We start from the raw sequence: 23677 nt of genomic DNA, 5'->3' as shown, positions 1-23677 counted from the left end.
TATGAGAGGCACGAATTCTCTCCCTTCCATGTAGGAAGAAAAAAGGGGGAAGGAACATGCAAACATCTATGGAACCAGCAAATGGGTTAAACCATTCAAAGCATAGAAAAATGGCAACCATGTTATCAATCATTCCAGGCGTGGGCCAAATGTATAATAAACAATTTGTAAAAGGTCTTATTTTTCTAGTATTAACAGGTTCATTTATTGTAGCCTTTGCTGATTTATTAAATATGGGATTATGGGGTATTGTAACGCTTGGTACAGAAGTTCCACGTGACCATTCTGTCTTTCTATTAGTAGAAGGAATCTTGGCCCTTATCGTTATCGCTTTTGGGCTCGGCATATATGCATTTAACTTATACGATGCATACCAAAATGGAAAGAAACGTGATATCGGAACACCGTTAAATTCTGTAAAAGAGCAATACCGTAATTTGTTAGATCAAGGTTTTCCTTATTTAATGGTTTCACCAGGTTTTCTACTACTTATCTTTGTTGTCGTATTTCCAATCATCTTCGTAATTTTAATTGGATTTACAAACTATGATTTATATCATTCTCCTCCAGCTAAATTAGTAGATTGGGTGGGCTTTAAAAACTTTATTGATATTTTCACTTTACCGATGTGGAGAGAGACATTTGTAAGTGTATTCTCTTGGACTGTCATTTGGACATTCGTTGCAACAACATTACAAGTTGCGCTCGGTATTTTCTTAGCGATTATCGTAAATCAGCCTGGTATTAAAGGAAAGGCGATTATTCGAACAATCTTCATTTTACCGTGGGCGGTTCCAGCATTCGTATCTATTCTTGTTTTCTCTGGTATGTTTAATGAAACATTCGGAGCGATTAACAATCAAGTATTAGCTTTATTCGGAATTGAAAAAATTGCTTGGATGACAGATCCATTTTGGGCGAAGATTGCTTTAATTATGATTCAAACGTGGCTTGGGTTCCCGTTTATCTTTGCGATGACAACAGGTATACTGCAATCGATTCCGGGAGAATTATATGAAGCGGCTACAGTAGATGGAGCGACAGCTTGGCAACAGTTTCGTAAAATTACATTGCCACTTGTGTTATATGCAACAGCACCAATATTAATTACGCAATATACGTTTAACTTTAATAACTTTAGTATCATCTATCTATTTAACGGTGGAGGTCCTGCTGTAGCTGGACAAGACGCAGGTGGAACGGATATTTTAATTTCATGGATTTATAAGCTAACGATGACTTCAGCGCAGTACGGAAAAGCAGCAGCTCTTACAATGATATTATCGTTAATCGTTATTACAGTTGCGTTATGGCAATTTAAGAGAACAAAATCATTCCAAGAAGAGGATATGATGTAAATGAATATTAAAAGACAGAAGATGTTACGTCTCTCATTAAGTTATTTAGTTATTTTCGTAATGTGTGCCATCATTTTCTATCCGTTATTATGGATTATTGGCTCATCGTTTAATCCAGGTGATAGTTTATCTGGATCAAGTATTATTCCACAAAATGCAACGTTAGATCATTATCGTAAGTTATTAGATCTAGAGAATAGTAATTACTTACTATGGTATAAAAACACATTAAAAGTAAGTGTTTTAACGATGATTTTCTCAGTGTTAGCAATTAGCTTTACTGCTTATGCATTTTCGAGATATCGTTTTGTTGGAAGAAAAAATGGTTTATTAACATTTTTAATCCTGCAAATGATTCCAAACTTTGCAGCGTTAATTGCTCTATACGTATTAGCTCAATTAACAGGATTAATTGATACACACCTTGCATTAATTTTAATTTATGTAGGCGGGGCCATTCCGATGAATACATGGCTTATGAAAGGGTATTTTGATACGATTCCGAAAGAACTGGATGAATCAGCTCGTATGGATGGAGCAGGACATTTCCGTATTTTTTGGCAAATCATTATGCCACTTGCAAAGCCAATCGTAGCGGTTGTAGCGTTATTTACTTTCATTGGTCCATTTACAGATTTCATTTTAGCGAGTATTATTTTGCGAACACCAGAAAATTATACTTTAGCAGTTGGATTATATGAAATGGTTGCGAAGAAATTCGGTAATGAATTTACAACGTTTGCAGCGGGTTCTGTGTTAATTGCGATTCCAATTTCAATTTTATTCCTATCACTACAAAAATACTTTATTTCTGGTTTAACAGCTGGAGGTACAAAAGGATGAAAAATGGGACATTATGTCCCATTTTTCTTTTCATCTCCCTATAAATAACTTTATAGGGAGATGAAAAGAGATTTGACATCACATGTGAAAAGAAGTGAAATAAATAGTATATTATAGTATAGGAAAAAATAGCTATATCCCTTACAATACATGAAGAGGGAGAATAGGATTAGTTTTGCAAGATATAAGAAATGAAAGTTTATGACTTGCAATGAGTGCGAGATAAAATATATGAAAAATGGCAGAGAAATGAGAGGAGGGGGATTTTTATGACAGTTACAATTAAAGATGTGGCGAAGCAAGCGAATGTTGCACCATCAACAGTTTCTCGTGTAATTGCTGATAATCCAAGTATAAGTGAAAAAACAAAGCGCCGTGTTAGGAAAGTGATGAGTGAATTAGGGTATCATCCCAATTTAAATGCGAGAAATCTTGCGAACCAAACGACGAAAACACTTGGTCTTGTTATGCCAAGTTCTGCAAGTAAAGCTTTTCAAAATCCATTTTTCCCAGAAGTTATAAGAGGGATTAGTTCATTTGCACACGTAGAAGGTTATGCGCTTTACATGTCGACAGGTGAAACGGAAGAAGAAATTTTTAATGGTGTCGTAAAGATGGTACAGGGACGTCAAATTGGTGGTATTATTCTTTTATATTCAAGGGAGAATGATCGGATTATTCAATATTTACATGAACAAAATTTCCCGTTTGTTTTAATAGGAAAACCATATGATCGAAAAGATGAAATTACATATGTAGATAATGACAATTATACAGCTGCAAGAGAAGTGGCAGAATATTTAATTTCATTAGGGCATAAGCAAATCGCGTTCATTGGTGGTGGATCAGATTTACTTGTAACGAGAGATCGTTTAGCTGGTATGAGTGATGCCTTGAAATTAGCAGACATTGTATTACCAAAAGAATATATTTTACATTTTGATTTTTCGAGGGAAAGTGGTCAACAAGCCGTTGAGGAATTAATGGGACTGCAGCAACCGCCAACGGCAATTATGGCAACGGATGACTTAATTGGACTTGGTGTGTTAAGTGCTCTTTCTAAAAAAGGATTCGTTGTACCGAAGGATGTTTCTATTGTAAGCTTTAATAATGCTTTATTATCAGAAATTGCGAGCCCTCCACTTTCGACAGTTGATGTGAATATTTATCAGCTAGGATATGAGGCAGCAAAAGCTTTAGTTGATAAAGTAGAGAATGCAGAATCCACTGCAAAGTGTATCATTATTCCTCATAAATTACTAAAACGTCAAACTTGTGATCATTATGCAGAAAAAAGCTAAGAGTTTAACTCTTAGCTTTTTTTATTAGAAAGGCTTCTAATCGGTCGCAGCCTTCTTTTAAAGTTTCGATACTATACGCATAGGACAAGCGAAGGTAGCCTTCACCGTATTCAGAGAATGCTGTTCCAGGAACTACAGCTAGTCCAGCTTCTTTGACAAGATCAAGTGCAAAATCAAATGATGAAGATGTCAAATGACCGACATATGGGAATAAGTAAAATGCACCTGTTGGCTTTTCAACTGCTAATCCCATTTGAGTGAGTCTATTATATACGTAATCACGGCGTTTTTTATATTGGTGGCGCATCATTTTGGGTGCGTCTTTAGCAGCTGTTAATGCTTCAATCGCAGCGTATTGAGCGATTGAAGTAGCACACGTTACATTGTATTGATGAACTTTTAATATGTGTCCTGCTAAATAGCTTGGTGCGAATAAAAGTCCAACACGCCAGCCAGTCATAGAATGTGATTTAGATAAACCGTTAATGACAATTGTCTTTTCACGCATTTCTGGGAAATGAGCGATAGATGTATGCTTTTGTTCATACACAAGCTCGCTATAAATTTCATCTGAAAGGACGAAAATATTTTTATCTTTTAAAACATCTACAATATCTTTTAATTCTTCTATGGATAAAGTTACACCAGTTGGGTTAGAAGGATATGGTAGTACGATACATCTTGTTTTTTCTGTAATAGCATTTTTTAGCGCGTCAGCTGTTAAACGGAATCCAGTTTCACGAACATCTACAAAAATGGGCGTTGCACCGCATAATCGAATAATAGGTTCGTAACCTGGATAAATAGGAGCAGGTAAAATTACTTCTGTTCCTGGCTCTAAAATCGTTCGGAATGCAACATCAATTGCTTCGCTAGCACCAATTGTAACGATGGTTTCGTTTTCAGGTGAGTAATGTAAATCGTAGTTATCTTTTACGAAGTTACAAGCTGCCTTACGTAATTCTAGTAAACCAGCGTTATGTGTATAGCTGGTATAGTTTTCTGTAATAGCCCGTTTTGCCGCTTCTTTTACGAGAGAAGGTGTAGGGAAATCGGGTTGTCCGATTGTTAAAGAAATCAAATTATCATAGTTTTGAATCATGTTAGAGAATTGACGGATTCCAGAAATTTGGATATCCTTCACTCTAGGGTTAATGAATTGTTCCATTGTATCTCCCTTTCTTCCGTTTGAAAATTAAGTTCATTTTATCATATTTTCTATGATTGCGCTTTGTATATGTAATTTAGAAAGAGAGAGAAAAGAAAAAAAGCCGCTATAAGCGACTTTTTAATATCCGTATTCCCAATCTATTTCATCTTCATTCCAGAGTACAGAGGATACCTTGCCAAGGTGAACAACTGATTCGTTCACAGCACATGTGCAATCTTCATCTCCTGCTTTATGCTGTAACTCTTCATATACTGATTTTTCAACATTTTCTAGAACAACCAAATTTTCTTCTTTTAAAACAAGCGTAGTACCCGCCATATTTATCTTCCTCCTACTAAAGTAATGATCACTTATTTGTAAACATAGATAGTATGGATTATATGCTGTATTTTGCTATAGTTGTCCGTCTAAAAAAGTATTTTTACATTTTCTTTGTAATCCGTATTCATTGTATACTGCACGAAGGAAATTTGGTACAGGGTTTACAATCATTTCGAAAATCTGTAACAATTATTATGAGTTGTTAACAAAGAATTAACAAATATGTTAAGAAAAATCAAAATTTTAAAACAAATAAACCTATAAAATGATATAATCATATCAAAATACATATAGGGGATGAGAGGTTATGGAGCTTATCCGTGATTTGTTGATTCAAATTGCCATCATAATTTTACCACTATTTTTATATGAAGCGATTCGTTTAAATCGCTATCAAGAAATGCCTCCGAAGCCAAATCGTTACTTTATTATGTTTTTATCTAGCGTTACGCTCGTTCTCTCCATGACATACTCTATTTGTTTTGGCAATGTGTGTGGGTATAACTTTCACCCAATTCCAATTGTCAGTGGTTTTTTATATGGTGGGATTGTTGGTTTAATCCCAGCGGTTATTTTTGTTGCATATGAATGGTTACTAAAGGGAATGAGCTTTCTTCCAGTTTTAGAAGTAATATTTCTATTGATAGTTCCGCTATTTTTATCAAAGAAATGGTCTCTTTTTTCAAGAGATAAGAAATTAATTTTAGCATTTATGATTTCATCATTTTATGTGCTTGTTTCTTTAGTATTAGGCATGATTAATGTTCTTTTGGAAACAGGATTTACACCGTATATTTCGCAAATATATAGCGGATTTATATTTGCCTCGCTTATCATGGTCATGACAATGGTATTTCAGGTATATTTAACTGAATATTTAAATGAAAATGCATTGCTACGTACAGAGATGCAAAAATCAGAAAAGCTTAATATTGTAAGTGAGTTAGCAGCAAGTGTGGCACATGAAGTTCGAAATCCACTTACTGTTGTTCGTGGATTTATCCAATTGCTAGAAAGTACGGAAGATGTGAAGAATAAGGATTATATGCGTCTCGTATTAGCTGAATTGGATCGGGCGGAACAAATTATTTCAGATTATTTGAATTTAGCAAGGCCGCAAATTGAGAAAAAAGAACACATTTGTTTATCAGCCCAATTAATAGAAATGACCACTCTTATGTCGTCATTTGCAGCAATGCAAGGTGTATATTTACAAGTTGAAATTTCAGAAAGTCTTTATACGATTGGTGATAAGACAAAATTGAAGCAAGCTATTATGAATGTTGTTAAAAATGGTATTGAAGCAATTCAAGGAAATAAAGGATATTTAAAAGTAACAGCTATTCAAAAAGACGAAACAATCATAATAAGAGTTAAAGATAGTGGTGTTGGTATGACGAAAGAACAGTTAGCAAGGCTGGGGCAACCATATTATTCTTTAAAAGAAAAAGGGACAGGATTAGGGCTTATGGTAACATTTAGTATTTTACAAGCGCATAATGGTACATTGGAATATAAGAGTGAAAGTGGAAAAGGCACTGAAGCAATTATTATATTACCAGCTGTACAAAATAAGGAATAAAAGTTACCGATGGAAGGTAACTTTTTATTTTATATTGTTTATTCATTTGTTTTTTCTTGTTTTGCTCGGCTAAATAAACTTTTAAATGATTGAAAGAAGCTTTGCTCTTTTGAGGCAGCGACCATTCTTTTTGTTTCTTGAATTTCTCGAATAACTTGCATAAGCTGTGCATCACGATTACTGTCCTTGTTATAAATTTGACTAACAAGTTTATTCATTTTTTCTTCTTGTTTGGATTCTCGTTTATACATATGATTCATTAATAAGTCCATTTTTTCTTTTTGCAATGCATCTGTTTGAGCGGCGTGCTCGACTAACTCTTGAAGCATTTTTTCTTGAGAGCCTTCTTTTACATACACTTGTTGCATCAATTCATCTAGTTTCTCATCCTTTAAACGATTTTGTGTAATTAGAGTAGAATTTTGATGAATAATTGCTTCATTTAATTGAGCTAGCATTTCAAGTTTCAACATGAACTCCTCAAAGTTACGCCCATCTTCTTTTTCTTTCGGTTGTATCTCTTGCTTATCTTGTATAACTGGTACAGGTGGGGCCTCTTTTTCTTTTAAAATAATCGGTATCGTTTCTGAAATATCTTCTTGTAATGTGGCAGCTCTTTCATGTATAGATTTCAATAGTTTTAAATCATCAAGTTTATAAATACGAGCATCAGCTGTTTTAGAAATCATATAACCATGTTCCTCTAACAGTTGACTATATTTGCGGACTATATGTTTTGGGATGCCTGTTTTATTCGTGACATCTTTCGTTTTATAGGTAGCTTCCATGATATTTCCTCCCCAAAAAGTATCGTATATATCATTTCAATCTTTTATGAGGACTTCCTTTGAAAAAGAATGTCGGAAGGCTATTAGTTTTCTACAGCATTAGTGAAAAAATGAAATTTTTTGGCGGAATGGCAAGGAATAACTAAAATAATGTCTGAAAACATATACAGGAGAAGTTTGTTATAATAACTGAGGAAAAGAAACTGGTAGAAACATGGAGGTATACATGAAGCAATTAAAAGGTATTATCATTTCAATTATTGCAATTCTGTCTATTTTAGTAGCAGTTTATGAAGTACTTGTGCCAGAGGAAACAAGTGTAAAGAAAACGAATACGTATGATCAAGTGTTAGAATTTCCGAAAGAACGTTATCCAGAGACAGGAAAACATATTACGGATGCTATAAAAGAAGGGCATTCAGAAGTTTGTACAATCGATCGTGGTGGTGCTGCAGATAGAAGGAAATTGTCGTTAGCACCGTATCCATCAAAAAAAGGGTATGATCGTGATGAATGGCCAATGGCGATGTGCAAGGAAGGCGGAAAAGGAGCACATATTGAATATATAAGTCCGGCGGATAACCGGGGAGCAGGCTCTTGGGTAGGGAATAAGTTAGATAAATATCCAGATGGTACGCGTGTGAAATTTGAAGTGAAGTAGTATTTGTACATTTCATAATGAAGGAGAAGGGGAACTATGGAGTTAACAATTTCTTATTCGCAATTAATGTTGATGAACTATGACGGTGAGCAGCCTTATGTAGACTGGACGGATGAAGATTTTGAAAGAGGTTATGCTGAGGCAGAGGGAACTGTTATTTTTGAAGCACTTTCTGATTATACTTGTGAAGTGAAAGTGACCCCAGGGAAACATATTGAAAAAGAAGAAGTGGTTAGAACGATTACGGTTCCTTTTACGGTTGAAAATGAAAGTATTGTTATAACGAGTATTCTTTCAAACAAATTTCAAATATCTATTCCAAATGGTGAGTATACAGTTGTCTTACAAGCAATTCCTCTTGAAGAGCCAACGGATGATGAATTATATAAAATACAATACGAATTCTTCTTTGAAAGTAAAGAATAAAAAATGGGTTATCCTGAGAAAAGGATAACCCATTTTTGTTATGCGTTTGTTTTTAAAAGGGAACGAGCATCTTTCGCTGCTTGAACCATATGTTCTAAAGCTGGAATAACTTCTTCTGTTCTTCTCGTTTTTAAACCACAATCAGGATTAATCCAGAAATATTTAGGATCGCATACTTCTAAAGATTGTTCTACGATTTTATACATTTCATCTTTACTCGGTACACGTGGGCTATGAATATCATATACACCTAGACCGATGCCTTTTTCATATGTTGTATGTTTTAACGTATCAATAAATTCTCCGTGACTTCTTGATGTTTCGATAGAAATTACATCTGCATCTAATGCGCGAATCGCGTCAACAATATCTTCGAAGTTACTGTAACACATATGAGTATGAATTTGTGTTTCATTTGCTACAGAAGAAGTTGCTAAAAGGAAGGATTGTACTGCCCATGTAATATAAGCATCCCAATCTTTTTCTTTTAGTGGCATTCCTTCACGAAGTGCTGGCTCATCGACTTGGATTACTCTAATTCCGGAAGATTCAAGTAGTTCAATTTCGTGACGAAGAGCTAGTGCAATTTGATACGAAACTTCTTTTCTTGGAATGTCATTTCGAACGAAGGACCAATTTAAAATCGTAACAGGTCCAGTTAACATTCCTTTTACAACTTTCTCCGTTAAGCTTTGTGCATAAACTGTTTCCTTAATAGTCATGCCGTTAATAAAGGCTACATCACCATAAATAACAGGTGGTTTTACGCAGCGGGAACCGTATGATTGTACCCAACCGTTTTTAGTGAATGAGAAACCAGCAAGGCGCTCACCAAAATATTCGACCATGTCAGTTCTTTCAAATTCACCATGTACAAGGACATCAAGCCCAATTTCTTCTTGGTAACGAATCCATTTTTCTGTCTCTTTTTCAATAAATTGTTCATATTGTTCATTTGAAATAACACCGTTACGCCATTCTTTTCGCGTTTGACGAACTTCAGTTGTTTGCGGGAAGCTACCAATGGTCGTTGTTGGTAATAGCGGTAACTCCAGGGCAACTTGTTGTAATTCGTATCGTTTTTCAAATGGAAGAGGGCGTGAAAAATCTTCTTCTTTTAGTGCTGTTCGTGCTGCTTTAACATCTTCTCGGTTACGTGCAGCAGATGAGCGAATTGTATGATGTACGTTTCGATATGTTTCCAGCTCATTACTAATGCTTTCTGTACCTTGAGTGAGAGCGGAATGAATAAGAACTAACTCTTCTAATTTTTGATTTGCAAATGCTAATGCATCAAATAGCTCAGTCGATAAGTGAGTTTCTTCTGTTTTATCGATCGGTGTATGCAATAAGCTACAAGAAGGCTGAACGATGAAATCTTTCGTTTGGACTTGTTTTTGTAACGTTGTAAATAACTCAAGAACTTCATCAAGGTCAGCTCTCCAAATGTTACGGCCATCTATACAACCGACAGCTAAAGTTTTATCAGCTGGGAATCCATATTTTGAAATAGCATTTAAATTACCTTCTTTACCATGAATGAAATCTAATCCAATACCGGATACCGGGAATGTAATAATTTCTTCATAGTTTTCTTCCACGCTATCAAAATACGTTTGTAAAAGAAGAGTCGCATTTGGAACTTCTTTACGAATAGCTTCATAAATTTCTTTTGCTTGTTGAACTTCTTCTTTCGTTAAAGAAGCGAAAATTGGTTCATCAACTTGAATGGCTTGTGCACCAGCTGCATGTAGTTCTGAAAGCAGTTGTACGTAAGGTGCAACTAACTGTTTTAAAATGGAAGGAAATTGTTCTTGTGTATAGCCTTTAGCTAATTTTAAGAAAGTATATGGACCTAAAATAACAGGCTTTCCATCTACTCCTAATTCTTGTTTTGCCTCTTCGTATAAGCGAAGTGGACGATTATCTTTTAAAGAGATTTGTAATCCCTCTTCATATTCAGGAACGATATAGTGATAGTTTGTGTTAAACCATTTTGTCATTTCGGAAGCTACGTGATTTTTAGAGCCACGCGCCATTGCGAAATATACATCAAGGTAAGATGTAAACTCAGAAAAACGTGATGGGATAAATCCTAGCATATAGGCAGTATCCAAAACGTGATCATAATATGTAAAGTCGCCAATTGGAATGAGTTCAATCCCTTTTTCTTGCTGTACTTTTACGTGTTGAAGGCGAATTTCTTTCATTGTTGTTAAAAATTGTTCTTCATCAATTTTATTGGACCAAAAAGCTTCCAATGTTTTTTTCCACTCTCGTTGTAGTCCGATACGTGGATAACCTAAGTTACTTGTTTGAATTGCCATTTTAAATTCCTCCCTAATTGAAAGTAAGCATTTCCGTTTACTAGGAAATACTTATAACAAAAAGTGCAAAGACATAGAAAATAAGCCTTCCTTTTTGTTTTAACACCTCATCATCATCCGTGAATCTATCAGTGTTGTTAAAACAGGCAGGTCTCCTGACTTATGCTTCATATAATTTCTTTCACCTTCCCGTTTTCACAGTGGCACCAAAAAGAAATCTCAGCATTTACAGTGGCGGGACCGTGTTGGAGTTTCACCAAGCTTCCCTTTTAAACACGAAACGAAATGTTCGTGTACCTATTTTCCTTTTGAAAGGAATTTAACAAGCGATATGATATTGAAACAAATTCTAACACAATTTTTGGAATTTTGTCTACTGTTTTAAAATAAGAAAATTCCGAAGTTTTTATTTCTTATTATTCTGACTTTTTTATTCTGAAGTAACTAATAATATTACAGTATAAAAAGAGAAATTGAGCTATGAAAGAAGTAGGGATGTCTTCTTTCATAGCTCAATTTTCATCTATAGCAACTTCTGAAAGTCGGCCTGCTATAGCATCTTTAAGGAGGGTGTTTAGCCATTGTAATTCAACTGTAATATGCTCAATTACACTTTGCAAGATATATAGTTGTGCACGTGGAACCTTTCCTTTATTACAATCATATATCGTTTGCATAGTATGTAAATATTGAAGAGTATCATTTTTCTTTTTTTCTAAAATAGGAACTAATTCATGATCATTGCTAAAGTGAGCGAAAGATAGGGCTGAATAAATAGGTTTATATATTTGGTTTTTTGCTTCGAATTGTTTTAATAGTAAAGTGTGGAATAGTTTTTTGCCTTCTTCTGTTATATGAAAAATCGTTTTGTCAGGTCGGTTTGTGTCTCTAATTACATTTGTAATGTGAATTGCGCCTTGCTTTTCTAATTGCTCGAAAGCGTAATAAAGTGATCCTTTAGCATATTTAATATAACAATCCATTTGTCGTTCTTTCATAATATGCTGCACTTCATATGGATGTTTATCTCCTTCGAGTAGCAAGCCGAGAATGACTAATTTCATGCTCATGCTGTCTCAACTCCTGTATATAAAAACTTTATACATATTATAAACGGCATATCCTTTTTCATAAAGGGATATGCCGCTTCTTTTTTATATTAACTGACTTGCTTTTGTTTTTCTTTCTTTTTAGGGCCTGTAAAAAGGCGTTCATTTCCCATTAGTAAAATACAAATAACACTTAGTACAGCCGGGATGAGTGCCCAGAAGAATGTGTTCGCAATAGATGTAGCGAGAGCTTCTTTAATACCCGCTAATATTTCAGCAGGAATTTTTGCGGTAGCGCCTGGTGATAATAAGAAACTTGTGTCTCCGCCTTTTGGAGCTAATTTTGCTAGTTCAGGGGGGAACACAGAGTTTAGTTTATCTGTAAAAATATGATTTTGAATTGTACCGAAAATCGTTACACCAAGAGTCATACCGAGTGATCGGAAGAATGAGTTTGTTGATGTCGCCGAACCGCGGTCTCGCATTTCTAACTTGTGAATAGAAGACATACTTAATACTGAGAATGAGAAGCCAACACCAAGCCCAGCGAGAATCATAAATAGTGTTACGAGTAAACGAGGTGTGTCCATTGTTAAAGTACTTAATGAATAAATACCAAGAACGAAGAAGACACCAGATACCATCATAATGTTACGATAGCTTGTTCGAGAAGCTAATTGTCCTCCTGTTTGACTTCCAATTACAGAACCAACCATCATTGGTGTTAAAATTAATCCAGCATTAGAGGCCGAACCTCCAAGAACGCCTTGAATGAAGATTGGAATATAAACTGTACAGATAATAAAAGCAGCACCATAGAAAAAGGCAACTCCTTGACTAGCTGCGAATAAAGGTTTTTTAAATAGATGGAACGAAATAATAGGCTCGGTTGCTTTTCTTTCTACAAAGAAGAAAATAATAAGCGCAATAACTACTGTTGTAAATAAGCCAATAATTACAGTGGAATTCCAGGCATATTCCTTACCACCAAGTTCTAATGCGAACATTAAGCAAACGATACTTATGACAAGTGTAATAGCACCAGCCCAATCAATTTTTTGTTTTCTAAATTCTAGAGACTCACTGTAGTATTTAGTAATGAAGAAAAAGGAGATAAGTCCTAATGGAATATTGATATAGAAGACCCAATGCCAACTTATATAGTCTGTAATATAAGCACCTAATAAAGGACCGAATACACTAGATGTCCCGAAAACAGCACCGAATAGTCCTGTCATCTTCCCGCGTTTTTCTGGTGGGAAGATATCATACATAATTGTAAAGGCGATAGGCATAAGGGCACCACCACCGATACCTTGAATAGCTCTATAAATACTTAATTGCTCAATACTTGAAGCTGTTCCGCAAAGCGCAGAACCGAATAAGAAAAGAATGAGGCCCCCAATATAAAAACGTTTCCGCCCGTACATATCAGAAAGTTTCCCAAAGATAGGCATCCCTGCCATTGTTGCTACCATATAAGCTGATGTGACCCAAACAAACTTATCAAAGCCTCCTAGGTCTCCAACGATTGTTGCCATTGCGGTTGCAACGATTGTATTATCCATTGCGGCCATTAATATACCAAGTAGCAAACCAGCAACAACAAATTTTGTCTTGTTGGTGCCTTTTTTTAATGGTTGAGTTTCCAAATATAACCCTCCTTTAGAAATAAGTAAACTATATTAAGTTTTGAGTGCAGTGGATAAAAAATTTAAATGTATAGTTGATTTTAATTTCTTTTCCATAAGTGCACTAATATGCCATAAAGAATATTATAGTCAAATTTGACTATAAGGCAAATTTTTTCTTCCGTCAAAATATTCTTTCATATAAGTAGAGAACGAGTGAGCGATACGAATATTGCTATAAAGGAAATGAAGTAAATTGTAAAAAAATTTCATAAAGAACACCTTCTGTTAATAGATGAAAAATGGTTTTTTCTTCATATTGTCGAATAGGATAAAAGGAAGAGAAATATTAAACATTACTTGTAGCAAGCTTTAGTAAGTTGAGGAATTTATTGTGTGTATGGTACATCTGAAATGAGGTGAATATATATTATGAAAATATGGGGACGAATTTCGGATACAGGAAAGTATTCAATACCGCTACAACCAGTATTGTGGATTGACGGATCGAAAAAGGAAAATGAATTTCCTCAAGTAGCCGTTACATTGCAAATTGGTAGTATGTATACAGAACAATTTTCGTATGAATTGACCTACGATGTAAACGACATACTTATTATGCGAATTGAAGTGGAAAATAAAGGGGTAGAAATGATTTCGAGAGTTGTTGTAAGTCATATGATTCGAGATTACTTTGCTTATATTCCTAATTCTTTAAAAGTTGATAAGGGGATAAGTGAGTTTTTATTCCAGCTTGTAAGGTGGCGAATTGATGATTTGTTACCAAATGAAAAGGTGGAACTACGTTGCAAAATAAAAGCTAATAAAGATAAAGCTCTTAAACAAGCATTCTTTCAGGCTACATATACATTTCAAGATAAAGAGATATCATATGGTCCACTGCAAACAAATGAAGTTGTTGTGCGGCAATGATAAAAAGGAACCTGTACAAAAGGTTCCTTTTTTAGTGAAGGTTGTGTTTTTTGAGTATTTTCTTTTGCTCTATTCCTTTTTTTCCTACATAGTTATTTTTGTAGCCAAAGTATAGAATAAATAAAAATGAAACAACATTTACAATTGCGTCGATTTGATCGTTTGTAATAAAGTGTATGCCGAAAGAGGTAAATAATAATTTTAATGATAATAGAAAACCAGCTAGTAAACGCATAGCATCTGATAGATTCTCTTTTTGTAGCATATAGATTACTCCTTTCTATAAAAGTTATATATTATATATATGAAATAGAGTAGGAAAGGTATACAAGCTTAAGCAGAAATGTACATTGCATATGTACATTTTTTATTTTGTAGAAAAACATTATTGATATAGAAACATATATTGGTATAAAAGGGGGAGAAGTATGAAACATAAAGGGAAAATTAGTGGATTATTACTTGGAAATACAGTGGCAGTTACAGAATGGATTGCACTTCAGGATGTAATTGCAAAACTGGATTCACGATCATTTTATACCGTCTTTATTATTTATATACTGCAAATGATACTAAGTTATTATTTTGGACATTGGTACGATAAAAGAGCGAACAAGCGTATGAATGTGGAAGTAGGAGGAATGGCAAGCAACGATTTTGTTGTTGATTTTTTTGGGAAAGTAGCCGCTTTATCTGAAAGAGATTCCCGTAATATTACAGTTTACATTCTTTCTGTAAAAGAATGGGAAGGATTAAAAGACACGTTGCAAGAAAAAAAATTGGGAGTGTTAGTACAAAAATTAGAGAGTACCATTGTAAAGACAATTCGGAAGGGAGATGTTGTTACAAAGTGGGATGAAAATAAGTATGTTATTGTAGCAATTGATAATGGTCATGAAACATCAACAATAACAAACAGATTAATGAAAAATATTGAAAGTGAAATAGAAGGTGATTTACTCAGTTTCACTCTTTTATTTGGAGCAGCTAGCTATCCAGTAGAAGGAAAAACGTTTGAAGAACTGTTGAGAAAGTCGCAAAATCAATTGTATCAGTATAGAAATTTGCAAGAAAATGAGTGAAGCTTCGATTTGAAGATATATGATAGGAAGAAGTTTTATTTGTAACATTTTTTTGACTTTTATTACAAAAAACGTTGCGTTTGTAATAAAAGTCTTTAAAAATATATGAAATAAGCATATAATTATGATGGTAGTGCCAATGCAATTTGCACAATGTGTTTTATTTTAAAAGTGTAGAGGAAAGCAAGCTCTACACTTTTCCTTTTTAGGAAATGAAAAGAATATTTGTAAGTTGTTGCGAGATATCGATTGTACTGTGTAAAATGAACAAAGAGATTATTTGATAGAAAGCTGGAAAGGGAATGATAGACGTGAGAGCGGAACGATCACCTTTTATCAGGTGAACTATTATAGTCTTATTAAGACTGAGGTGAAATTCTGTGGCCATTAAGGTAATACATAGTGTGAACAGGTTTTAAAAAACACGAAGAACTATACTTAAAGATGGATATGGAACTGCTAAATACTTCAAAAAGAATAATGTAATATTAAGTAATAATTCGTACAAACAATATTAATGATCTTCGTAAAAAAGATGCGAGTGTATAGAACAATTACATATTTTATAACTTTTTTATATTACACGATGGTCGTTTATAAATAGGAGGAAGAGATGTTGAAATATAGTAAATTAGCAATTATAACTGCATTATCAATGACTTTATTAGCCGGTTGTTTTGGACCGAAACCAGAAGAAGAATTATATGTAGCGTTTGAAAACGCTGCTAAACAAGAAAAAACAATGTTTGAAGATGCAAAAAAACTTGAGGCTTTAGAGAAAGAAGGACAAGAATTATATAACCAGATTGTGCAAGAAGGAAAAGATAATAATCAAACTGTTAAAGAAAAATTGAATCAAGCAGCAAAGAATACAACTGAACGAGAAAAAGTACTTACAAAAGAAAAAGAGGCTTTAAATAAAGCGCAAGAAGAAGTGAAGTCAGCTGATAAGTATGTGAAGAAAATTGAAGATAATAAGTTGAAAGATCAAGCTGATAAAGTGAAAAGCACCTATGAGAAACGACACGATTCATTTAATAAAATGTATGACAGCTATAATAAATCTTTAAAACAAGAAAAAGAGTTATACACAATGTTACAAGATAAAGGTACTAAATTAAAAGATATTAGTGAAAAAGTAAAAGTAGTAAATCAATCTTATAAGGATATTGAGTCAGAAAAAGATAAATTTAATGAATTCACAAAGTCTTATAATACAGAAAAAGTAGCTTTTTATAAACAAGCAAATATTAAAATTAAAGAAGAGAAAAAATAAAACAGTTTGGCCTACACTTGGCCAAACTGTTTTATTTTTTTGTATAAGTACGACTATACCATGGAACAGGTTCACTTAATTTTTTTTCTTGTTTCAATGCTTCAGGACCAATATAATCTTGAAGTGTTTTTTTTGCTACTGTTAAAGATAAGGTTGTTTTCGGATTTCGATAGGAGGATTCAAGATGACCAAGATGCGGTAGAATTCGAAAATCTTCTTTCGTAGGAGGGATGTGGAAAAAATAATCGCCTAAACGTATAAGGACATCAGATTGTTGTTGGCTAAAACGTGGGTTTCTAGAAAAATGTAATCCTTCTTTAATTGCTTTTTTTTCAGCAATCAAACGTTCTAAAGCTGTCTTTTTTAACCAGTATAAATATTTAGGATTAGTAGCTGCTTTAGCATGACGATTCACAACGAAAATAGATTGAGCTAGTCGATTAATAGAATGTTGGTTTTGTAATTGAGATTGTGGTTGTGAAGGTTTCATATTGAATCTCCTTTCAATTTTTCATTATTATACCATAAATAAAAGAGGTTTTTATTATATGCAAAAAGTGATTGTATATATTTTCAATATTAAAGCAATATTGTTACAAAAAACAACTATTTTGTATAATAGTAATAGAATATGTTTTTGAAATTTGATAATGAAAGAGTGAGAAGTTTGAAAGAAATATTAAAACAACAGTATGCCATTATAGATATTGGATCTAATACAATGCGTTTAGTTATTTATGAAAAGAAAAATGGAGGTTTTTATAAAGAGATTGAAAATACAAAAGTGGTTGCTAGGTTAAGGAATTACTTAATTGATGGTGTGTTGAATGAAGAGGGAATAGAAGTATTATTACAGACATTATTTCAATTTCAAGAAAGTACAAGGTTCCATCAGTTGCATCATGTACTTTGTGTTGCAACAGCAACAATTAGACAGTCTGAGAATCAAGAGGAAATTAAAAAGCTTATTGAAGGACAAACGGACTTTACTCTTAGAGTATTATCAGAGTATGAGGAAGCGCGTTACGGATACTTGGCGGTTATGAATTCTACATCGTTTTCAGAAGGAATAACGGTAGATATTGGTGGGGGAAGTACGGAAGTTACATACTTTAGAAATAGAGAGATTTTAGAGTACCATAGTTTTCCTTTTGGGGCACTTTCTTTAAAGCAACAATTTATTAAAGGTGATATTCCTACTAAAGATGAGTTAGAAGGAATGCAACGGTATTTAGAGTTTCAATTTCGAACGTTACCATGGTTAAGCAATAAGAAATTGCCTCTTATTGCAATTGGTGGTAGTGCGAGGAACTTAGTAAAAATCCATCAAAATTTAATATGTTATCCTATAGCAGGATTACATTTATACAAGATGAAAGAAGAAGATATTGAAAATGTAAAAGATGAATTAGGAAAATTGTCGTTCATAGAACTTCAGAAATTGGAAGGATTGGCAAAAGATCGAGCGGATACGATTATTCCAGCGGTTGAAGTATTTCATACACTTGTTCATGTTATAGAGGCACCGGCATTTGTATTAAGTAGAAAAGGGTTAAGAGAAGGTGTTTTCTATGAAGAGTTGACAAAAGATTTGGGGATTTCATATTATCCGAACGTAGTTGAAGAAAGTTTGCATTTACTATCACATGAATACGAAATGGATATGGAATTTGTAATTCAACTTATTAAACATGGAAGACTAATTTGCAAACAACTTGAGGAAATAGGGCTTATTTCTATGTCAATAAAAGACTGGGAAGTGTTCCATCAAGCAGCGAAAGTATTTAATATAGGCAAATATATAGACGAAGAAGCGAGCCGTTTACATACGTTTTATTTATTAGCGAATAAGACAATTGATGGCATGATGCATAAAGATCGAGTAAGGCTAGCACTTATTGCATCGTATAAATCAAAAATGTTATTTAAACAACATTTATCACCATTTGAAGGTTGGTTTGATAAAAGCGAACAAAAAAAAATCCGCCTGTTAGGAGCTGTTTTACAATTTTCAGCTACTTTAAATGTAAGGCAACGATCGCTTGTTGATACCATATCTATAACAGAAAACGAAGAAGGGTTAACGTTTAAAGTTTTATGCGAACAATCAGCATTAGCGGAAAAAGTGCAAGCTGAAAAACAAAAAAAACAGTTAGAAAGAGTATTAAAAACGAATATTAACTTGTTATTTGAACTAAAACATTAGGTTGTACGGATGTCTTTACAAAAAATTTACACTTTATAATATTGTAATTTGCTAAAATAAAAGTAACTAAATTATAGTAAAAAAGTTTCAAGGGGAAGTGTGAAGAGAATGGAATTATTGAAGGGGAATGCAGTAAATTTAAATGATACAGCTTATTACAATAATCGAGAGTTAAGTTGGTTAGCATTTAATGAACGTGTCTTACAAGAAGCGCAAGATGCAAATAATCCACTTTTGGAAAGATTGAAATTTATTAGTATTTTTAGTTCGAATTTAGATGAATTTTTTATGGTACGTGTAGCGGGATTAAAGGATCAAGTGAGTGCTGGATTTAATCAACCAGAAAATAAAGCTGGCTTAACACCAAAAAAGCAATTAAATAAAATTGCGATAAAAGCCCATGCACTAATGACAGTACAATATGATACATTTAAAAATTATGTATTACCAGCGCTTGAGTTAGAGGGAATTGAACGTTTAACATTCAATGATTTGACGAAAGAGCAGCGAGAATTTATAGAAGAGTATTTTGATGAGCAAATTTTTCCGGTGTTAACTCCTGTAGCTATTGATGCATATCGCCCATTTCCAATGTTATTAAACAAAAGTTTGAATTTGGCTACTCTTTTATATGATGAGAAGCAAGCGGAAGAAGAAAACAGGACGAAATTAGGAATTGTGCAAGTTCCTTCATTACTTGAGCGCTTCATAATTTTACCGAGCGAAGGGCAAAAGCATAAATTTATTTTATTAGAAGACGTAATTAGTAGCTTTACTCATAAATTATTTACGGGATATACAGTATCATCTGTTACTCGTTTCCGTATTACACGCAATGCAGATTTAACGATTCATGAAGAAGGTGCGAGAGATTTATTAAAGGTAATTGAAAAAGAATTAAAAAAGCGTAAGTGGGGGGCTGCTGTTCGTTTAGAGGTTGGGAAAGAACACATTGATGAAAGAGTATTAGCATTATTATATGAGGTTCTGGAAGTAAAAGATGAAGATGTATATATAATGGATGGTCCATTAGATTTAACATGTTTGTTTTCTTTATATAAAAAACTAGCTCCTTTATATGAACATCTTGTATATCCAGCTCTTATTCCGCAACCGCCTCAAGATCTAGGTGATGAAGAAGATGTATTTGAAAAAGCAATTGAGCATGATATTTTATTACATCATCCTTTTGAATCCTTTCAGCCGGTAGTTGATTTTGTTCGTGATGCGGCAGACGATCCGAATGTACTTGCGATTAAACAAACGTTATATCGTGTAAGTGGTGATTCACCGATTATTCAGGCGTTAAAGATAGCGGCTGAAAAGGGAAAACAAGTGACGGTATTGGTTGAATTAAAGGCAAGGTTTGATGAAGAAAACAATGTTCATTGGGCTAAAGAATTAGAACAGGCAGGCTGTCATGTTATTTACGGTGTAAGTCACTTGAAAACACATAGTAAAATTACGTTAGTTGTAAGAAGAAAAAACGGAAAAATTGAAAGGTTCGTACATCTTGGAACTGGAAACTATAATGATGCAACAGCGAAGTTATATACTGATTTTGGATATATTACATCAAGAAAAGACTTTGGGGTTGATGCAACCAATTTCTTTAATTATTTAAGTGGTTATACAACAAAGCCACATTTTCATCATTTATCGGTTGCTCCATTTGATATAAGAGAGCAATTTATGGATTTAATAGATGAAGAAATCCGTTATCATAGGCAATATGGAAATGGATATATTATCGCTAAGATGAATTCATTAACAGATAAACCATTAATTAAAAAAATGTACGAAGCATCACAAGCTGGAGTAAAGGTAGAGCTCATTGTTCGGGGAACATGTTGCCTACGACCTGGTATTCCAAATGTAAGTGAAAATATTCGTGTAGTTAGTGTTGTTGGAAGATATTTAGAACATAGCCGTATTTATTATTTCCATCATAATGGGGAGGAGAAAATATATTTATCTTCAGCTGATTGGATGACGCGAAATATGGAGAAGCGAGTGGAAATATCTTTCCCGATATTAGATATTGAAATGAAGGCACGAATTAAGGCGATTTTACAGCTTACATTAGCTGATAATGTGAAAACACGTGAACAAAATAAAGATGGTGATTACTATTATGTTATTAATGGTAGTACAGAAGAAATTGATAGCCAAGTGAAGTTGTTTAAGATGGCATATCAAAATACAGACGCTGAATAATGAAAAAAGTAAAAACCTCTTATGTCCATAAGAGGTTTTTACTTTTTTCTACTTATATGCTCCCAAAATGGAAGGCTGAGTAGAAACAATAGTTTTATTATAAGCGTGTAATAAGGTGGTTCGTTGAGAGAATAACATTTGAAAGAATCGTTATTTTAACTTAGTAATAGTATGGTTGCTGACATGGTCCACCGTAACAAGGATAAGGTGCTGGTGGCGGGAAAGGTGGTGGATAAGGTGGATAAAACGGTCGAGGGCCGAAAGCTAATGCTCCGCCGAGCAATCCACCAGCAATTCCAGCTAGAAAGGGAACGCCAAAAAACGGAAAGAAGCGTGAGTCGCCTACTGGACCAATAGGTGCTGAACGGACTGGGATTGGTTGATAATATGGATACATGAACATACCTCCTTTATTGGACTCACTTTCATCATATGGTAAATGAAACATGGATGAGCGCGTACAAGAAAGGATATGCAAGAAAATAGGCGAATTATTACGAATGTTGAAGTATAAAAAGTGTAATTTCAGGTTTTGACATAAAACGGAATGGGACACGTGTTCTTCCGAGGCCTCGATTGACATAGAGAGTTAAATCCTGAATTGTATAGAAGCCTTCAATATAGTCTTTGGCGAGTGCTGGTGTAATAATAGGTCCTAAAAAAGGAATTTGTACTTGTCCGCCGTGACTATGACCAGAAAGTTGCAAGTTGATTGGATATTTAGAAACTTTGGGCGCGATATCTGGTTCGTGAACAAGAACAATGTTATAAGTACTTTGCCGTGCATGCTCTAATGTTTTCTCTATTTTTGGTCTGCCTAGTAGTATATCATCGAGACCGAAAATAGAAATTTCACTATTATCCATTAAACGAATTCTTTTTTCACTATTTAGCAATAGTTCAAATCCAGATTCACGCATGATGTGCTCATAGTATTCAGTTCCATATCCACCGTGATCATGGTTACCATAAATAGCGAATTTACCGAAGGGGGCTTGTATATTTTTTAAAATGGATGCAACGAAAGGAGTGTCAGTATACGTTTGATAATTATCAATGAGATCTCCGGTAAAAAGGACAATATCTGGATTTACAGCATTAATTTTAGAAACAACTTTAGATAAATGTTGAAGCGAGAAATAGTATCCGAGATGTAAATCGCTGAATTGAAGAATTTTTATACCATGAAAACTTTTTGGGATGAGTTGTGATTTTAATGTGTGCTGTGTAAAAGAAATGAAATGGGGCTCTATATATTTAGCATAGTAGTATCCGATGCTACTGGTTATAAATGAATAGAGACAAGTACGCATACCAATTTTTAAAAAATTTCTTCTTGTAATGTGCTTCATAAAAATATGAGTATACCTCAATGTTTTTATTCCATTTATAGGCTACTCAAATCTCCTTTCAGTTTATTTAAAATATACTTTACATAATAAAAAAGTAGTATAGATTACGAAAAAAAATGAATAAAAAGAAAGTTCTTTACGCTAAAATATCAGAAAAGTTTAAAAATATAAAGATTTCTATTAAATAAAGTGATAAAATGAATGTGTATTCATTTTTTGGGGGGGATGTATGTGAAAGAAAAGGTAGTTATTATAACAGGTGGATCGAGTGGAATGGGAAAAGGAATGGCGACTCGTTTTGCAAAAGAAGGGGCACGAGTTGTTATTACAGGACGTACAAAGGAAAAACTAGAGGAAACAAAGTTGGAAATTGAACAATTTCCAGGGCAAGTATTACCTGTACAAATGGATGTAAGAAATACGGATGACATTCAGAAAATGATTGAACAGATTGATGAGAAGTTTGGTAGAATTGATGTTTTAATAAATAATGCAGCTGGAAACTTTATTTGTCCAGCAGAAGATTTATCTGTGAATGGCTGGAATTCAGTCATTAATATTGTGTTAAACGGTACGTTTTACTGTAGTCATGCTGTCGGAAAATATTGGATTGAAAAAGGTATAAAAGGGAATATCATTAACATGGTAGCAACGTATGCATGGGATGCAGGTCCAGGAGTGATTCATTCGGCTGCAGCGAAGGCAGGGGTATTAGCGATGACGAAGACGCTCGCTGTTGAGTGGGGGCGTAAATATGGAATACGAGTTAACGCTATCGCGCCAGGACCAATTGAACGTACGGGCGGTGCTGATAAATTATGGATTTCAGAAGAAATGGCTAAGCGTACGATACAAAGTGTTCCGCTTGGAAGGCTGGGTACGCCAGAAGAAATCGCTGGTCTAGCTTATTATTTATGCTCAGATGAAGCGGCGTACATAAATGGAACTTGCATGACAATGGATGGAGGACAACATTTACATCAATATCCATTTTAAAAGGGATAAAAAATGAATGTTTGATTCATTTTTTATGGTTAAATGTGACGGAATTGTGACATATGAAAGAAAAGTGTTTACAAGAGGTCATATATACGTTATATTTAAGACCTCTTTTTTCTTCATAGTAGAATTGCTAATTCCCCTTAGCATTTTA

General features: G+C 34.0%; 22 protein-coding genes and 1 riboswitch. Of the genes, 12 read left to right on the top strand and 10 right to left on the bottom strand.

Features of this window, described 5'->3' with window-relative positions:
- Window positions 1-56 precede the first annotated feature (56 nt).
- The 3 genes from malC (at window position 57) to malR (ending at window position 3502) form a co-directional block, all read left to right on the top strand.
- Window positions 57-1358, top strand: coding sequence for a maltosaccharide ABC transporter permease MalC (gene malC, locus MHH27_RS20670; RefSeq protein WP_001194993.1), 1302 nt, complete (start codon window positions 57-59; stop codon window positions 1356-1358).
- Window positions 1359-2201, top strand: coding sequence for a maltosaccharide ABC transporter permease MalD (gene malD, locus MHH27_RS20665; RefSeq protein WP_001022608.1), 843 nt, complete (start codon window positions 1359-1361; stop codon window positions 2199-2201).
- Window positions 2202-2470: 269 nt separating this feature from the next.
- The gene (gene malR, locus MHH27_RS20660; RefSeq protein WP_016512354.1) at window positions 2471-3502 is read left to right on the top strand and encodes a maltose operon transcriptional repressor MalR; all 1032 of its coding nucleotides are present in this window, start codon (window positions 2471-2473) and stop codon (window positions 3500-3502) included.
- A gap of 4 nt (window positions 3503-3506) precedes the next feature.
- On the opposite strand, the gene MHH27_RS20655 is transcribed toward malR, so the two are convergent.
- Together MHH27_RS20655 and MHH27_RS20650 are read right to left on the bottom strand one after the other, a co-directional pair.
- Window positions 3507-4670, bottom strand: coding sequence for an aminotransferase A (locus tag MHH27_RS20655; protein ID WP_053563723.1), 1164 nt, complete (start codon window positions 4668-4670; stop codon window positions 3507-3509).
- A gap of 120 nt (window positions 4671-4790) precedes the next feature.
- Complete coding sequence (locus tag MHH27_RS20650; protein ID WP_000929276.1) at window positions 4791-4991, bottom strand: hypothetical protein; 201 nt, start codon at window positions 4989-4991, stop codon at window positions 4791-4793.
- Between the two features lie 310 nt (window positions 4992-5301).
- Between MHH27_RS20650 and kinB the strand changes: the two genes are divergently transcribed.
- The gene (gene kinB / locus MHH27_RS20645; protein ID WP_000420369.1) at window positions 5302-6576 is read left to right on the top strand and encodes a sporulation sensor histidine kinase KinB; all 1275 of its coding nucleotides are present in this window, start codon (window positions 5302-5304) and stop codon (window positions 6574-6576) included.
- Between the two features lie 38 nt (window positions 6577-6614).
- Here the strand turns inward: kinB and MHH27_RS20640 are convergent, their stop codons facing one another.
- Window positions 6615-7364: a DUF3967 domain-containing protein gene (locus tag MHH27_RS20640; protein ID WP_000388467.1), complete on the bottom strand. Its 750-nt coding sequence runs from the start codon at window positions 7362-7364 to the stop codon at window positions 6615-6617.
- Between the two features lie 226 nt (window positions 7365-7590).
- Between MHH27_RS20640 and nucA the strand changes: the two genes are divergently transcribed.
- The gene (gene nucA / locus MHH27_RS20635; RefSeq protein ID WP_000811494.1) at window positions 7591-8025 is read left to right on the top strand and encodes a DNA-entry nuclease; all 435 of its coding nucleotides are present in this window, start codon (window positions 7591-7593) and stop codon (window positions 8023-8025) included.
- A 36-nt stretch (window positions 8026-8061) separates the two neighbouring features.
- Complete coding sequence (locus MHH27_RS20630; protein WP_000424024.1) at window positions 8062-8451, top strand: competence protein ComJ; 390 nt, start codon at window positions 8062-8064, stop codon at window positions 8449-8451.
- 38 nt (window positions 8452-8489) lie between these two features.
- Here MHH27_RS20630 and metE read toward each other — a convergent pair whose 3' ends face one another.
- The 3 genes from metE to MHH27_RS20615 all read right to left on the bottom strand — a co-directional run bounded on the left by metE (window position 8490) and on the right by MHH27_RS20615 (window position 13479).
- Complete coding sequence (gene metE / locus MHH27_RS20625) at window positions 8490-10778, bottom strand: 5-methyltetrahydropteroyltriglutamate--homocysteine S-methyltransferase (protein ID WP_089171703.1); 2289 nt, start codon at window positions 10776-10778, stop codon at window positions 8490-8492.
- A 128-nt stretch (window positions 10779-10906) separates the two neighbouring features.
- Window positions 10907-11094: riboswitch (cobalamin riboswitch) on the bottom strand.
- A 196-nt stretch (window positions 11095-11290) separates the two neighbouring features.
- On the bottom strand, window positions 11291-11848 hold the full coding sequence (locus tag MHH27_RS20620) for a PadR family transcriptional regulator (RefSeq protein WP_000062063.1): 558 nt from the start codon (window positions 11846-11848) through the stop codon (window positions 11291-11293).
- 89 nt (window positions 11849-11937) lie between these two features.
- Entirely contained in the window at window positions 11938-13479 is a 1542-nt protein-coding gene (locus MHH27_RS20615; RefSeq protein ID WP_340943916.1) for an MDR family MFS transporter, read from the bottom strand.
- Between the two features lie 411 nt (window positions 13480-13890).
- On the opposite strand from MHH27_RS20615, the gene MHH27_RS20610 reads away from it, so the two are divergent.
- The gene (locus MHH27_RS20610) at window positions 13891-14391 is read left to right on the top strand and encodes a hypothetical protein (RefSeq protein ID WP_000708119.1); all 501 of its coding nucleotides are present in this window, start codon (window positions 13891-13893) and stop codon (window positions 14389-14391) included.
- Between the two features lie 31 nt (window positions 14392-14422).
- Here the strand turns inward: MHH27_RS20610 and MHH27_RS20605 are convergent, their stop codons facing one another.
- A complete protein-coding gene (locus MHH27_RS20605; protein WP_000939446.1) occupies window positions 14423-14656 on the bottom strand; it encodes an SPP1 phage holin family protein in 234 nt (77 codons plus the stop codon).
- Between the two features lie 163 nt (window positions 14657-14819).
- On the opposite strand from MHH27_RS20605, the gene MHH27_RS20600 reads away from it, so the two are divergent.
- A complete protein-coding gene (locus MHH27_RS20600) occupies window positions 14820-15473 on the top strand; it encodes a diguanylate cyclase domain-containing protein (RefSeq protein ID WP_197242694.1) in 654 nt (217 codons plus the stop codon).
- 613 nt (window positions 15474-16086) lie between these two features.
- Entirely contained in the window at window positions 16087-16749 is a 663-nt protein-coding gene (locus MHH27_RS20595) for a YkyA family protein (protein WP_000922465.1), read from the top strand.
- A 31-nt stretch (window positions 16750-16780) separates the two neighbouring features.
- Here the strand turns inward: MHH27_RS20595 and MHH27_RS20590 are convergent, their stop codons facing one another.
- Complete coding sequence (locus MHH27_RS20590; protein ID WP_000804864.1) at window positions 16781-17239, bottom strand: YkyB family protein; 459 nt, start codon at window positions 17237-17239, stop codon at window positions 16781-16783.
- A gap of 141 nt (window positions 17240-17380) precedes the next feature.
- On the opposite strand from MHH27_RS20590, the gene MHH27_RS20585 reads away from it, so the two are divergent.
- On the top strand, window positions 17381-18955 hold the full coding sequence (locus MHH27_RS20585; RefSeq protein WP_071713521.1) for a Ppx/GppA family phosphatase: 1575 nt from the start codon (window positions 17381-17383) through the stop codon (window positions 18953-18955).
- Window positions 18956-19063: 108 nt separating this feature from the next.
- Window positions 19064-21172, top strand: coding sequence for a polyphosphate kinase (locus MHH27_RS20580; protein ID WP_053563730.1), 2109 nt, complete (start codon window positions 19064-19066; stop codon window positions 21170-21172).
- 160 nt (window positions 21173-21332) lie between these two features.
- On the opposite strand, the gene MHH27_RS20575 is transcribed toward MHH27_RS20580, so the two are convergent.
- Both MHH27_RS20575 and MHH27_RS20570 read right to left on the bottom strand, forming a co-directional pair.
- Entirely contained in the window at window positions 21333-21569 is a 237-nt protein-coding gene (locus MHH27_RS20575; protein WP_000283738.1) for a hypothetical protein, read from the bottom strand.
- Between the two features lie 97 nt (window positions 21570-21666).
- On the bottom strand, window positions 21667-22524 hold the full coding sequence (locus MHH27_RS20570) for a metallophosphoesterase (RefSeq protein ID WP_097946062.1): 858 nt from the start codon (window positions 22522-22524) through the stop codon (window positions 21667-21669).
- 231 nt (window positions 22525-22755) lie between these two features.
- Between MHH27_RS20570 and fadH the strand changes: the two genes are divergently transcribed.
- Window positions 22756-23520, top strand: a complete 765-nt coding sequence (fadH, locus tag MHH27_RS20565) for a 2,4-dienoyl-CoA reductase (protein ID WP_000660913.1) — start codon at window positions 22756-22758, stop codon at window positions 23518-23520.
- Window positions 23521-23677: the final 157 nt, after the last annotated feature.

It is taken from the genome of Bacillus sp. FSL L8-0152 (assembly GCF_038006365.1).
GTDB classification, from domain to species: Bacteria; Bacillota; Bacilli; order Bacillales; family Bacillaceae_G; genus Bacillus_A; species Bacillus_A cereus.
Note: the sequence above shows the minus strand (reverse complement) of the source record. Positions and strands in the feature narration are given on the sequence as shown.